General features: G+C 54.7%; 1 protein-coding gene. It reads right to left on the minus strand.

Annotated elements, in window-relative coordinates; translation table 11 throughout:
- A partial coding sequence (locus FN960_RS24650) for a polyprenyl synthetase family protein (RefSeq protein ID WP_185971170.1) occupies positions 1 to 245 on the minus strand: 245 nt, incomplete at both ends.

Consider the following 245-nt stretch of genomic DNA (forward strand, 5'->3'; position numbering starts at 1 on the left):
CTTTTACCAAGTTGCTGGTCGGCACCCTGGAGTTTTCCCAACGTTGCAGTATCTCCTACCACATCCAGGATGTCATCTTGAACCTGGAAGGCAAGGCCGATGCTCTCTGCGTACTTGTCGAGTACTGGCAGAGCACGACGCCCTTTATCTCCGGCGCTTAATGCACCAAGGCGAACGGCGGCGCGAATCAATGCGCCGGTTTTATGACGATGAATACGCTCAAGCGCGTCCAGCGGTACGTGTTT

The organism is Alkalicoccobacillus porphyridii, assembly GCF_007293315.1.
GTDB classification, from domain to species: domain Bacteria; phylum Bacillota; class Bacilli; order Bacillales; family Bacillaceae_D; genus Alkalicoccobacillus; species Alkalicoccobacillus porphyridii.